The 12,741-nt window shown below is 60.8% G+C and carries 10 protein-coding genes and 3 tRNA genes; all 13 read right to left on the minus strand.

Annotation, left to right across the window (positions count from 1 at the left end; genetic code table 11):
• Positions 1-347: 347 nt before the first annotated feature.
• The 13 genes from CXF97_RS19495 to CXF97_RS19555 all read right to left on the minus strand — a co-directional run bounded on the left by CXF97_RS19495 (position 348) and on the right by CXF97_RS19555 (position 12,623).
• A tRNA-Asp gene (locus CXF97_RS19495) sits at positions 348-424 on the minus strand.
• Positions 425-516: 92 nt separating this feature from the next.
• Positions 517-593: transfer RNA gene (locus tag CXF97_RS19500), tRNA-Asp, on the minus strand.
• 55 nt (positions 594-648) lie between these two features.
• Positions 649-724: transfer RNA gene (locus CXF97_RS19505), tRNA-Val, on the minus strand.
• A 166-nt stretch (positions 725-890) separates the two neighbouring features.
• Positions 891-1,667, minus strand: a complete 777-nt coding sequence (locus CXF97_RS19510) for an SDR family oxidoreductase (RefSeq protein WP_101159992.1) — start codon at positions 1,665-1,667, stop codon at positions 891-893.
• Complete coding sequence (locus CXF97_RS19515; RefSeq protein WP_101159994.1) at positions 1,664-2,875, minus strand: O-succinylhomoserine sulfhydrylase; 1,212 nt, start codon at positions 2,873-2,875, stop codon at positions 1,664-1,666. Before CXF97_RS19515 ends, CXF97_RS19510 begins: the two co-directional genes overlap by 4 nt.
• A gap of 70 nt (positions 2,876-2,945) precedes the next feature.
• Positions 2,946-4,451: an amidophosphoribosyltransferase gene (gene purF, locus CXF97_RS19520; RefSeq protein ID WP_003226416.1), complete on the minus strand. Its 1,506-nt coding sequence runs from the start codon at positions 4,449-4,451 to the stop codon at positions 2,946-2,948.
• Positions 4,452-4,492: 41 nt separating this feature from the next.
• Positions 4,493-5,053, minus strand: coding sequence for a CvpA family protein (locus tag CXF97_RS19525; RefSeq protein ID WP_016773942.1), 561 nt, complete (start codon positions 5,051-5,053; stop codon positions 4,493-4,495).
• A 98-nt stretch (positions 5,054-5,151) separates the two neighbouring features.
• Positions 5,152-5,802 (minus strand): SPOR domain-containing protein, encoded by a 651-nt coding sequence (locus tag CXF97_RS19530; protein WP_101159996.1) that lies wholly within the window; start codon positions 5,800-5,802, stop codon positions 5,152-5,154.
• Entirely contained in the window at positions 5,786-7,093 is a 1,308-nt protein-coding gene (gene folC / locus CXF97_RS19535) for a bifunctional tetrahydrofolate synthase/dihydrofolate synthase (protein ID WP_101159997.1), read from the minus strand. The genes CXF97_RS19530 and folC overlap by 17 nt, the downstream gene beginning before the upstream one ends.
• Positions 7,090-8,010, minus strand: a complete 921-nt coding sequence (gene accD, locus CXF97_RS19540; RefSeq protein WP_101159998.1) for an acetyl-CoA carboxylase, carboxyltransferase subunit beta — start codon at positions 8,008-8,010, stop codon at positions 7,090-7,092. The genes folC and accD overlap by 4 nt, the downstream gene beginning before the upstream one ends.
• 198 nt (positions 8,011-8,208) lie before the next feature.
• On the minus strand, positions 8,209-8,841 hold the full coding sequence (locus CXF97_RS19545; protein WP_101159999.1) for a phosphoribosylanthranilate isomerase: 633 nt from the start codon (positions 8,839-8,841) through the stop codon (positions 8,209-8,211).
• 63 nt (positions 8,842-8,904) lie between these two features.
• On the minus strand, positions 8,905-9,729 hold the full coding sequence (gene truA, locus CXF97_RS19550; protein ID WP_178081218.1) for a tRNA pseudouridine(38-40) synthase TruA: 825 nt from the start codon (positions 9,727-9,729) through the stop codon (positions 8,905-8,907).
• 242 nt (positions 9,730-9,971) lie between these two features.
• Positions 9,972-12,623: a FimV/HubP family polar landmark protein gene (locus CXF97_RS19555; protein ID WP_101160002.1), complete on the minus strand. Its 2,652-nt coding sequence runs from the start codon at positions 12,621-12,623 to the stop codon at positions 9,972-9,974.
• Between the last annotated feature and the right edge of the window lie 118 nt (positions 12,624-12,741).

Raw genomic sequence — 12,741 nt, forward strand, 5'->3', positions numbered from 1 at the left:
TTAAAGCTTTCTGCGTCCGCAGCAAACAACCAGTTACAAAAACCTGACTAATTAATCAAAAAAATCAATGCGACGTGGTAGCGCAGAAGGCTTGCCGAGATTCTTGTAGGAGCTGTCGAGTGAAACGAGGCTGCGGTCTTTTGATCTTGCTTTTTTTAACCAAGATCAAAAGATCGCAGCGTACCGCAGCTCCTACAGGGCGATGTGCGCAGGAGTTAGGGAGAGGATTAGCCAGATTTCAGACACAAAAAACCCCGGTCTTTCGACCAGGGTCTTTGCTATCGATCCGATTCAGCCGGTGGCTGGTTTCGGCGCTTCAAGGCGTTCAGTGGTCCTTGAAGCAGATATGGCGCAGCGGACGGGACTCGAACCCGCGACCCCCGGCGTGACAGGCCGGTATTCTAACCGACTGAACTACCGCTGCGTATCGCTTTGAGCTTGCACTCAAGTAACTCGTTTGATTGCAGGCTTCGGTGCCTTGCAATCGCGAACCAGATAAATCTGACTCGTAAAATATGGCGCAGCGGACGGGACTCGAACCCGCGACCCCCGGCGTGACAGGCCGGTATTCTAACCGACTGAACTACCGCTGCGCGTCGGTGCAGGCACTTTCAGCCTACTCTCTTGCTTGCGCAAGCTTCTCGGGAGTGGTGGGTGATGACGGGATCGAACCGCCGACATTCTGCTTGTAAGGCAGACGCTCTCCCAGCTGAGCTAATCACCCGTTTGCATCTCCGAGGCCGCGAAATTTACGCAGGTGGCGAAGCTAAGTCAATAGCAGGATTGGAGTTTTTCTGAAAAAGACGAAATTGCTTCATTCCTGAACAAGCCATCGACCGATGGACCGCATTCGCGAGCAGGCTCGCTCCTACAGAACGCGGCTTCGCTTGTTATTCGGCGTAGATCATCTTCTTGGTCATGCCGCCATCGACAACGAATTCCTGCCCGGTGACAAACCCGGCGTTGCGCGACAGCAACCACGCCACCATCGCCGCCACGTCCTCGACCGTGCCCACCCTGCCCGCCGGATGCTGGGCGTGATCGGCATCGGCCAAAGGTTCAGCGCGACGCACCGAGGGATCACGCGCATCGATCCAGCCTGGACTGACGGCGTTGACCCGGATTTCCGGCCCCAGACTGATCGCCAGCGCATGGGTCAGCGCCAACAACCCGCCCTTGCTTGCGGCGTAAGCCTCGGTATCCGGCTCCGACTGCCCGGCGCGAGTCGAAGCCAGGTTGACGATCGAGCCGTTATGCGCACGCAGGTACGGGGCACAGTGCTTGGCCAGCAACATCGGCCCGCTCAGATTCACTGCCAGCACCCGATTCCAATAAGCCAGATCGAGGCTTTCCAGGGTGATGTTGTGCGGATCGGCCACCGCCGCGTTGCAGACCAGCGCATCGAGGCGACCAAACTGCCCCAACACCTCGGCCACGCCCAACGCGACCTGATTTTCATCGGCGACGTCCATGGCGATGAACCAGGCACTCTCGCCCAGCACTTTGGCCACTTTCGAACCGCGCACCCGATCGAGATCGGTGAGCACTACCTGCCAGCCTTCGCTGATCAACCAGGCCGCAATGCCCAGACCGATACCGCGTGCGGCGCCGGTGACCAGCGCCACGCGACCATGGGTATTGGCCACCGGTGTGGACAATTCGATCACAATGCCGCCAGACCGCGCGTCAGGTCAGCTTGCAGGTCAGCCACATCTTCCAGACCGACCGCCACGCGGATCAGGCTGTCACGAATGCCTGCCGCTTCACGCTCCTGCGGCGCCAGACGGCCATGCGAGGTGGTGCTCGGATGGGTGATCGTGGTTTTGCTGTCACCGAGGTTGGCGGTGATCGAAATCAACCGCGTGGCATCGATAAAGCGCCAGGCACCCTCTTTGCCGCCCTTGACCTCGAAGCTGACTACCGCACCGAAGCCCTTCTGCTGACGCTGAGCCAACTCGTGCTGTGGATGGCTCTTGAGGCCGGCGTAATGGACTTTCTCGATGCCGTCCTGCTGCTCCAGCCATTCGGCCAGCGCCTGGGCATTGGCACAATGCGCCTTCATGCGCAGGTTGAGGGTCTCGAGGCCTTTGAGGAAGATCCACGCATTGAACGGGCTGAGGGTCGGCCCGGCGGTACGCAGGAAACCCACCACCTCCTTCATTTGTTCGCCGCGACCGGCAACAACGCCACCCATGCAGCGGCCCTGACCGTCGATGAATTTGGTCGCCGAATGCACGACAATGTCCGCGCCGAGCTTCAGCGGCTGTTGCAGCGCCGGGGTGCAGAAGCAATTGTCGACCACCAGCTGCGCGCCCTTGGCGTGGGCGATTTTTGCCAGCTCGGCGATGTCCACCAGTTCGGCCAACGGATTGGACGGCGATTCGACAAAAAGCAGCTTGGTGCTGGATTTGATCGCCGCGTTCCAGGCCGACAGATCGGCGAGCGGCACGTAATCGACTTCAACGCCGAAGCGCTTGAAGTATTTCTCGAACAGGCTGATGGTCGAGCCGAACACGCTACGCGACACCAGCACATGATCGCCGGCACTGCAAAGGCTCATCACCACGGCCATGATTGCAGCCATGCCGGTTGCCGTGGCGACGGCCTGCTCCGCGCCTTCCAGCGCGGCAATACGCTCTTCGAACGCACGCACGGTCGGGTTGGTGTAGCGCGAATAGACGTTGCCTGGCACTTCGCCGGCAAACCGTGCCGCAGCGTCGGCAGCGGTGCGGAACACGTAGCTGGAGGTGAAGAACATCGGATCACCGTGTTCACCTTCCGGCGTGCGGTGCTGACCCGCACGAACGGCCAGGGTATCGAACGCTACGCCTTCGAGGTCGCTGTCCAGCCGACCGGCATCCCATTCCTGACTCATGCTGTCTCTCCTTGCTGTGTTCTTGAAAAAATGTCAGATACAAAACCGGCCCCTCAGGGCCGGTGGAAACTCAGTTGTTGTACAGATCGATGATCGCACTGACCGCCTGGGTCTTGACCTTCGAGGCATCGTTGCGCGCCTGCTCGATCTTGTCCAGATAAGCCTCGTCGACGTCACCGGTCACGTACTTGCCATCGAAGACGGCACAATCGAAGTTTTCGATTTTGATCTTGCCGCCGCCGACTGCTTCGATCAAGTCAGGCAAGTCCTGATAGATCAGCCAGTCAGCGCCGATCAGATCAGCTACGTCCTGGGTCGAACGGTTGTGTGCGATCAGTTCGTGAGCGCTCGGCATGTCGATGCCGTATACGTTCGGGAAGCGCACCGCAGGGGCCGCCGAGCAGAAGTAGACGTTTTTCGCGCCGGCTTCGCGGGCCATCTGGATGATCTGCTTGCAAGTGGTGCCGCGCACGATCGAGTCATCGACCAACATCACGTTCTTGCCACGGAATTCCAGCTCGATGGCGTTGAGCTTCTGGCGTACCGACTTCTTGCGTGCAGCCTGGCCCGGCATGATGAAGGTGCGGCCGATGTAACGGTTCTTGACGAAGCCTTCGCGGAATTTCACACCCAGGTGATTGGCCAGCTCCAGCGCGGCAGTACGGCTGGTGTCCGGAATCGGGATGACCACGTCGATGTCGTGCTCAGGGCGCTCGCGCAGGATCTTCTCGGCGAGCTTCTCGCCCATGCGCAGACGCGCTTTGTACACCGACACGCCGTCGATGATCGAATCCGGACGCGCCAGGTAGACGTGTTCGAAGATGCACGGGGTCAGCGACGGGTTGGTTGCGCACTGACGGGTGTGCAGCTTGCCGTCTTCAGTGATATAGACCGCTTCGCCCGGCGCGAGGTCGCGAATCAGGGTGAAACCCAGCACGTCCAGCGAAACGCTTTCCGAAGCGATCATGTACTCGACGCCTTCGTCGGTGTGACGCTGGCCAAACACGATCGGGCGGATGCCGTGCGGATCGCGGAAACCGACGATGCCGTAACCCGTGATCATCGCCACAACAGCGTAACCACCGACGCAGCGGTTATGCACGTCGGTCACGGCGGCGAACACGTCTTCTTCGGTTGGCTGCAGCTTGCCGCGCTGGGCCAGCTCGTGGGCGAACACGTTGAGCAACACTTCCGAGTCGGAACTGGTGTTGACGTGACGCAGATCGGATTCGTAGATCTCTTTGGCCAACTGTTCAACATTGGTCAGGTTACCGTTGTGCGCCAGGGTGATGCCGTATGGCGAGTTGACGTAGAACGGCTGGGCTTCGGCCGACGTCGAGCTGCCGGCAGTCGGGTAACGGACGTGGCCGATACCCATGTGACCAACCAGACGCTGCATGTGACGCTGCTGAAACACGTCACGCACCAGGCCATTATCCTTGCGCAGGAACAACCGGCCATCATGGCTGGTCACGATACCGGCAGCGTCCTGGCCGCGGTGCTGGAGCACGGTTAGCGCGTCATACAGCGCCTGATTGACGTTCGACTTACCGACGATACCGACGATGCCACACATGCGACGCAACCCCTACTTAATGGATCTGAACTGAACAACACTCACTGAGGCGTTTTCGCCGTCGGCAAGAGTTGCTCCTTGAACGGAATCTCAGCGGGTACGCTGATTCCGCTGGCAAGCCACTGACTGCTCCACCCGAGTATCAGGTTTTTGGACCAGTCGGCAACCAATAGAAACTTGGGCACGAGCTGTGATTCTTTCCACCACCCGTCCTGCTGTACCGGCCCCAGGCTCAACAGCCCGACCGCCACGACCACCAGCAACACGCCACGCGCTGCGCCGAAGGCCATGCCGAGGAATCGATCGGTCCCGGACAACCCGGTGACGCGAACCAACTCGCCGATAAGATAATTGATCATTGCGCCCACGATCAGTGTGGCGACAAACATGATGGCACAGCCCGCGATGACGCGAGCCGATGGGGTTTCGATGTATCCGGCGAGGTACTCGGACAGTGAGCCACCAAACATCCAGGCAACCGCTCCTGCGATGATCCAGGTCAGCAGCGATAACGCTTCCTTTACGAAGCCGCGGCTCAGACTGATCAAAGCGGAGATGGCGATGATTGCAACGATCGCCCAGTCAACCCAGGTAAATGGCACAGTGCAGCCTACAGACGGATAAGGCGGCGCATTTTAGCAGAGCGCATGGCTGTCGGTAAGCTGCGATTGTCAGTGCTTTTCAATCGAGGTGATAGATTTCAGCCACGTTCAGGCTGGAAACGGACAACAAAGCCCTTGAGGTTCTGCTGTCGGCTCAGCAGATCGCGCAGACGATCGGCTTCGGCGCGCTCGATCAGCGGCCCGACGAACACCCGATTCTTGCCATCGGCCGAGCGAATGTAGGCGTTATAGCCTTGGCTGCGCAGGTTTTTCTGCAGGCTTTCGGCGCTGGCACGACTCGACAGACTGGCCAGTTGCACCGACCAGCTCACCGACAGACCGTTGGCATCGACGCGGCTTTGCGTAGCGTCAGGCTTGTTCGCGGCTGAGGTGATCGGCTGGGCCGGCGCAGGTATAGGCTTGGCCACTGGCGGCGGCGTTGCCGGCCGGGCAATTTGAGCAGGGATGGTCGGCGCCGGAGCAGCCGGAGCAGCAGGCGCCGCTTCTTCAGCGACTTCTTCGTCAGTCGGCACAGGCTCTTGCGGTAAAGCCTGCGGCTCAGGAACGGCAACCGGGTCCATTTGCACTTGGGGCATGGCCGAAGGCTGAGGCGCAGCCGGGGCCTCGACGGTCACCTGACGCTGCTCGTCCTGACGGGAAAACAGCATCGGCAGGAAGATCACCGCCAGCGCCACCAGCACCAGCGCACCAACCATGCGCTGCTTGTACGCTTTATCCAGCAAAGCCATTTGCCGCTTCCTCCGTGGAGCACCGAGCCAGCCATTCAAGGGCTTCGGCGACACAATAAAATGATCCGAACAAAAGAATCTCGTCGTCGCTGGTAGCTACCGCACACTGCCCTTCCAGAGCCGCCGCGACGCTGTCGTAAGACGCAACCGAAGCACCAAGGTTCTGCAGCGCTGCCTCAAGCTCAGCCACGGGGCGCGAGCGCGGCGAATCCAGCGGCGCGACAGCCCAGTGCGCGACACTAGCATTCAACTCGCCAACAACACCATCGAGATCCTTGTCCGCCAGTAGCCCGAACACCGCCAGGCGCCTGCCAGCTGGCGGCCGCGCCGCCAGACGCCGAGCGAGGTATTCAGCGGCATGCGGATTGTGGCCAACATCCAGCAGGACATTCAGGCGCTTGCCGTGCCATTCGAACGAACGACGATCGAGGCGCCCGACCACGCGCGTCGCCTGCAAAGCCGCACCAATCTGCACCGCATTCCAAGGCAAACCTGTCAGCAGGTAAGCTTGCAGCGCCAGCGCGGCGTTCTCCATCGGCAGGTCTAGCAACGGCAAGTCGTGCAGCTCGACTATTTGGCCCTGCACATCGGTGCCGCGCCACTGCCAGTGCCGCTCGGTGATGCCGAGGTCGAAATCGCGACCGCGGAGGAAAAACGGGCAAGCCAGTTCACGTGCCTTGTCGAGCAGCGGTTGCGGAGGATTCAGATCGCCACATAACGCAGGCTTGCCCTGACGGAAAATTCCAGCCTTCTCGTAGGCTACGGATTCGCGGGTATCGCCCAGATAATCGGCATGATCGACGCCAATGCTGGTGACCAGCGCGATATCGGCATCAACCACATTGACCGTGTCCAAGCGCCCGCCCAGACCAACCTCAAGCACCACAGCGTCCAGCGCAGACTGCTGAAACAGCCAGAACGCCGCCAGGGTGCCCATTTCGAAGTAAGTCAGGGAAGTGTCGCCGCGGCCCGCCTCGACCGCAGCAAAGGCTTCGCACAGCTGCGCGTCAGTGGCTTCGACGCCATTGAGCTGCACCCGCTCGTTGTAACGCAGCAGGTGCGGAGAATTGTAGACACCAACGCTCAGGCCCTGCGCACGCAGCAAAGAAGCCACGAAAGCGCAGGTTGACCCCTTGCCGTTGGTGCCGGTGACCGTGATCACCCGAGGCGCCGGCTGGCCCAGCCCCATGCGGGACGCTACCTGTTGCGAACGCTCCAGGCCCATGTCGATGGCCGACGGATGCAACTGCTCGAGGTAGGCGAGCCATTCACCAAGGGTGCGCTGGGTCATACGTTGGCAGGCACCGGCGGCACCACGATCGGCTCGATTGGCGCGGCGACGAATTTCGGCGTCGGTTTACCGGTCATCTGTGCCAGCAGGTTACCCAGACGCGGGCGCAGCTCCTGACGGTGAATGATCATGTCGATCGCGCCGTGCTCCAGCAGGAACTCGCTACGCTGGAAGCCTTCCGGCAGTTTCTCGCGCACGGTCTGCTCGATCACACGCGGGCCGGCGAAGCCGATCAGGGCTTTCGGCTCGCCGACGATGACGTCGCCGAGCATCGCCAGACTGGCGGAAACACCGCCGTAGACCGGGTCGGTAAGCACCGAGATGAACGGAATACCTTCTTCACGCAGACGTGCCAGCACGGCCGAAGTCTTGGCCATCTGCATCAGCGAGATCAGCGCTTCCTGCATACGCGCGCCACCGGAAGCGGCGAAGCAGATCATCGGGCAGCGGTTTTCCAGCGCGTAGTTGGCAGCACGAACGAAGCGCTCACCGACGATGGCGCCCATGGACCCCCCCATGAAATTGAATTCGAACGCCGAAACCACTACAGGCATGCCCTGCAACGTACCGCTCACCGAGATCAGCGCGTCTTTTTCGCCGGTCTGCTTTTGCGCGGCAACCAGACGATCCTTGTACTTCTTGCCGTCGCGGAATTTCAGACGGTCAACCGGTTCCAGGTCAGCACCCAGTTCGTTGCGGCCTTCCGGGTCGAGGAAGATGTCGATGCGCGCACGTGCGCCGATACGCATGTGATGGTTGCACTTGGGGCAAACGTCCAGGGTCTTTTCCAGCTCCGGCCGGTACAACACCGCCTCGCAGGATGGGCATTTGTGCCATAGACCTTCAGGCACCGAGCTCTTCTTGACCTCCGAGCGCATGATCGAAGGGATCAGTTTGTCTACTAACCAGTTGCTCATGCTTTCTTTCTCCAGTACCGGCGGCCCGAACGCTCTGGTTCGCAGCCCCGTGTATGCCCTTGAGCTAAATTCATGTGTTGGCGATGGTTGATAAAGGGTCGCGGTCAGCGCGAAACATGACCTGCGTACGCTTCAGCAACCCTCAGCCGCGCCTGCTTTGTGCAAGTGCATTGATGGACGGCGGCAGACTGCCAGCCGTCACATCGGCGATGTATTGCCGCGCACCGCGTTGATGAATGCGCGAATCTTGTGGTGATCCTTGATGCCTTTGCTCGCCTCTACCCCGCCGCTGACATCCACTGCGTAAGGCTTGACCCGCGCTACCGCGTCGGCAACGTTCTGCGGGGTCAGACCACCGGCCAGAATCAGCGGCTTGCTCAGGTGTTGCGGAATCAGTGACCAGTCAAACGCCTCGCCGGTTCCGCCGGGCACCCCTTCGACAAACGTGTCGAGCAGCACGCCACTGGTGCCGGGAAAGGCATCGCAGGCAGCGGCAATGTCATCACCCGCTTTCACACGCAGCGCTTTGATGTAGGGACGGTGCCAGCCTTCGCACTCCTGCGCGCTTTCGTCGCCATGGAACTGCAGCAGATCCAGCGGCACGGCATCGAGAATTTCTCCAAGCTCACAACGACTGGCATTGACGAACAATCCCACGGTGGTGACGAACGGCGGCAACGCCTTGATGATCGCCCGCGCCTGCTGCACATTCACCGCTCGCGGGCTCTTGGCGTAAAACACCAGACCGATCGCATCGGCACCGGCTTCGACGGCGGCCAGCGCATCTTCGATGCGGGTAATGCCGCAGATCTTGCTGCGAACGGCTGACATGTCAGGAAAACCTCAAGGCAAAATCGAAAACGTCCCGGATGGTAACAAAAGCGTTCAAGGGCGTCAGCCGTCAAGTTCGGAGAAACCCGTAAGGAAATGTGGCCCGATAAAACGCTCGGGCAACGGGAATTCGTCGTGGTACTCGACCTGAACCAGATACAGCCCGTATGGATGCGCAGTCACCCCGCCGGAGCGGCGCTCGCGACTTTCAAGCACTTCCTTCATCCACTCCACCGGTCGCTCACCGGCACCGATGGTCATCAGCACACCGGCAATATTGCGCACCATGTGGTGAAGGAAAGCATTGGCACGGATGTCGAGCACGATCATCTTGCCGTGACGAGTCACACGCAGGTGATGCATTTTCTTGATCGGCGACTTGGCCTGGCACTGACCGGCCCGGAACGCGCTGAAGTCGTGGGTACCGATCAGGTACTGCGCGGCCTCGGCCATGCGCGCAGCGTCGAGCGGACGGTGATTCCAGGTGATTTCTTCGTTGAGGTGCGCAGGGCGAATCTGATCGTTATAGATCACATAGCGATAACGCCGGGCGATGGCTTTGAAGCGGGCGTGAAAATGTGCCGGCATGACCCTGGCCCAACTGACACTGATGTCGTGGGGCAGATTGATGTTGGCGCCCATGACCCAGGCTTTCAGCGAGCGATCGACCAAGGTGTCGAAGTGCACCACTTGACCGCACGCATGCACGCCAGCGTCGGTACGCCCGGCGCACTGCAGCGAAACCGGCGAATTGGCGACTTTGGACAAGGCCTTTTCAAGCTCTTCCTGCACCGTCGCCACGCCGGTCAGTTGGCGCTGCCAGCCGCTGTAACGCGAGCCTTTATACTCAACGCCCAGCGCGACGCGGTAAAAGCCGTCGGGCGCCATTTCGGCGACCGGGTTATCTATGTTTGCCAAGGTGGGCCAGCCTGCTGATTTTGCAAAGGCGGGCATTATAAGGCGGTGGGCCGGGGATGCCAGTTTCAGATCAAAAGATCGCAGCCTTCGGCAACTCCTGCACGGGAATGCGCCCTCTGCAGGAACTGCCGAAGGCTGCGATTTTCTGATTCCAGTGACTCAAACAAAAACGGCAGCCCCACCGGGCTGCCGCTTGTTGTTTACCGCTGAACTTACGCCAGACTGGACAGCATTTCCTTGGCCTCGCCCCGCTGCTTCTCGTCACCCTCGGTCAAGACTTCGTTGAGAATGTCACGCGCACCGTCGGCATCGCCCATGTCGATATAAGCCTGAGCCAGATCGAGTTTGGTCGCCGCTTCGTCAGTACCGGCGAGGAAGTCGAAATCGTCCTCGCCCAAATCATCACCCAACGCTGCGTCCGCTTCAGTGAAGCTCGGTTCGGCCATGCTTTGCGACAGGCGATCCAGCTCGGCGTTGACGTCGTCCAGCTCGGCCGCAAAGGCATCCGGCTCGGCGGCTGGGTTGCTGTCCATTTCGTCGGCCAGCGACAAGTCGAAATCGGCAGGCAACTCCAGATCGTCCTGAGGCACGTCAGCAACTACCGGCGTCTCGACCGGTGGCAAGTCCTTCACGCCGTCATCCAGATCCAGCAGGAAGTCATCTTCAGCCAGCGTAGTTGGCGATGGCTCGGCGCCGAGATCCATGTCCAGATCGAAGTCCGACAGATCGTCGAGATTCTCTTTCATCTCGGTCTGTTCTTGCAGCACCGAGGCGAAACTCAGATCGTCTTCCGCCGGAAATGCATCCAGCTCGACCGGTGCTTCTGGCTCAACCACTGGCGCAGGGTCGACCGGGGTGATGTTGTCGAGATCGTCCAGGCTCAAATCGAACGCGGTGTCCAGATCATCAGCCGCAGGCTCAGGCGTTTGCGGCTCGTCCTGCAGCAGTTCCTTGACGTATTGCGCATCGAGCTCTGCGGCGACGGCGGCAGCCGCAAGCCCACCGGCAGCGACCACGGCCATGGCCGGGAAGCGGCTTTTCAGCGCTTCGACCTTGGCAAAGTTGTCGCCGTTGGCGACCAACTGACGCTCTTGCGCGACGAACGCATCGCGATCGCCCTGCTGGCCGTAGACTTCCATCAGTTTCAGGCGCAGATCACTGCGTTCCGGCTCGAGGCTGACACCTTCTTCCAGCAGCGCGGCGGCCTGGTTCAGGCGACCGGCATTGATGTGCGATTGCGCCTTGTCGAGCACGTCGTCCGAGCGCTCACCCGCCGGAGCCACCAGAGGCGCGGCGATCGGAGTGGTCATCACCACCGGAGCAACGACCGGTGCAGGAGCAGGAGCAGGAGCTGGCGTATTGAGCTTGACGCTGGCTGCCGGAGTTTCCAGGCCCGAAAAACTGCTTTCCGGCAGATCCTGCTCAGCGGAGAACTCCTGCTCTTCAGCCAGAGCGCGGGCCATGCGCAGGTGCTTTTCGGCTTCCTGCTGAGCTTTGCGGCGACGCGCCAGCAGCAATAGCAGGAGCAGCAGAACCACCGCACCGCCGCCGATCAGGCCGAGCAGGATCGGATTGGTCAGCAGTTCGTTGAAAGCTTTGTCATCGTCAGCAGCAGCCGGTGTGGTTTCGACCACTGGCTCGACAACCGGCTCAACCGGTGTTTCCGCTGGTGGCGCAATGGCCGATTCCGGGGTGGGTGAAGCCGCTGCAGCGTCGGCCGGGGTGGCTGGCGGAGTCGCGGCCAGTTCGGCAGTAATCGCCGGTACCGGCGGCACGGCAGCATTGGCGCCAGGCGCAGCGCCCGCGCCGTCAGCCTGCATCTTCGCCAGTTGATTGTTCTTCAGCTCGATGAGCTTTTGCAGCTTGTCCAGTTGGCTCTGAAGATCAGCCATGCGGCTTTTCAGTTCCTCGTTGTCACGACGGGTCGTGTCGAGGTTTTCCTGAGTGATCGCCAGTTTGTTGCTCAGCGCCTTGGCGTCGCCCGCCGGGCCTTTCGCGCCGGGCTTGGCGCTTTCGGCCGAGACCAGGCTCAGGTTGTCCTGAGTGTTCGACGCCGCACCAGCATTGCCACGGCCGCGATTGGTCGCATCCAGCTGCTGCTGACCGGTGCCAGGCTTGGCCACATAACGACGGCCCTGACGCCAGGCTTCGTTCTGCGCTGCCACTTCAGCGATGGCGGCCGATTGCGGCAGCGCCGTGCTTTGCACCGGGTCCGGCAGACGCAGCACTTGGCCGGTCTTCAGACGGTTGATGTTGCCGTCGATGAATGCATCTGGATTGAGTGCCTGGATCGCCAGCATGGTCTGCTGCACCGAGCCGCCGTTGCGCGCTTTCGCGGCGATTTCCCACAGGGTGTCGCGCGGGGTGGTGGTGTACTGATTGCGATGGGTAGCGCCAGTGGTCGGCGCAGTGATGGTCTGCGACGGCGCCGGTTGCGCGGCGGCATCAGCGGTCTGCGGCGAGAACTTCGACGGATCGAGCAGTACGCTGTAGTCACGCAGCAAGCGGCCATTGGGCCACATCACCTGCACAAGAAACTTCACCATCGGTTCCGACAGCGGCTGGCTCGACGTCACGCGCAACACGCTTTTGCCGTTGGCGTTGAGCACCGGAGTGAACGTCAGATCATTGAGAAAGGCCTGACGATCAACGCCTGCCTTGGCGAAGTCTTCAGGTGAAGCCAGGCTCGGCACCACCTCGGCGGCGGTGAGATCCTTGACGTCGAGCAGCTCGATTTCAGCCACCAACGGCTGGTTCAGGGTCGACTTCAGGGTCAGCTCCCCGAGCCCGAGGGCATGCGCCATACCGGAGGACAGCGCCGAGGCGGCCGCTATTGCTAACACCAGTTTGCGAACTTGAACCATAGCCTCATCCTTTGTTTGAACGTTCCTCGGCCAGCGAGAAGCTTTTGAATACCGCTGCCGTAAGGCATTGCACGCGACGACGGAAGTCGCCGCGCGCGATCATTTCTGTGCTGCCCCG

It is taken from the genome of Pseudomonas sp. Choline-02u-1 (genome assembly GCF_002836515.1).
In the GTDB taxonomy this organism is placed as follows: domain Bacteria; phylum Pseudomonadota; class Gammaproteobacteria; order Pseudomonadales; family Pseudomonadaceae; genus Aquipseudomonas.

Bases quoted from the DNA above. Each gene is read 5' to 3' on its own strand.
- CXF97_RS19515 (WP_101159994.1), bottom strand. From the start codon at position 2,875: ATGAGTCAGGAATGGGATGCCGGTCGGCTGGACAGCGACCTCGAAGGC.
- purF (WP_003226416.1), bottom strand. From the start codon at position 4,451: ATGTGTGGCATCGTCGGTATCGTCGGTAAGTCGAACGTCAATCAGGCG.
- CXF97_RS19530 (WP_101159996.1), bottom strand. From the start codon at position 5,802: ATGGCTTTGCTGGATAAAGCGTACAAGCAGCGCATGGTTGGTGCGCTG.
- folC (WP_101159997.1), bottom strand. From the start codon at position 7,093: ATGACCCAGCGCACCCTTGGTGAATGGCTCGCCTACCTCGAGCAGTTG.
- accD (WP_101159998.1), bottom strand. From the start codon at position 8,010: ATGAGCAACTGGTTAGTAGACAAACTGATCCCTTCGATCATGCGCTCG.
- CXF97_RS19545 (WP_101159999.1), bottom strand. From the start codon at position 8,841: ATGTCAGCCGTTCGCAGCAAGATCTGCGGCATTACCCGCATCGAAGAT.
- truA (WP_178081218.1), bottom strand. From the start codon at position 9,729: ATGGCGCCCGACGGCTTTTACCGCGTCGCGCTGGGCGTTGAGTATAAA.
- CXF97_RS19555 (WP_101160002.1), bottom strand. From the start codon at position 12,623: ATGGTTCAAGTTCGCAAACTGGTGTTAGCAATAGCGGCCGCCTCGGCG.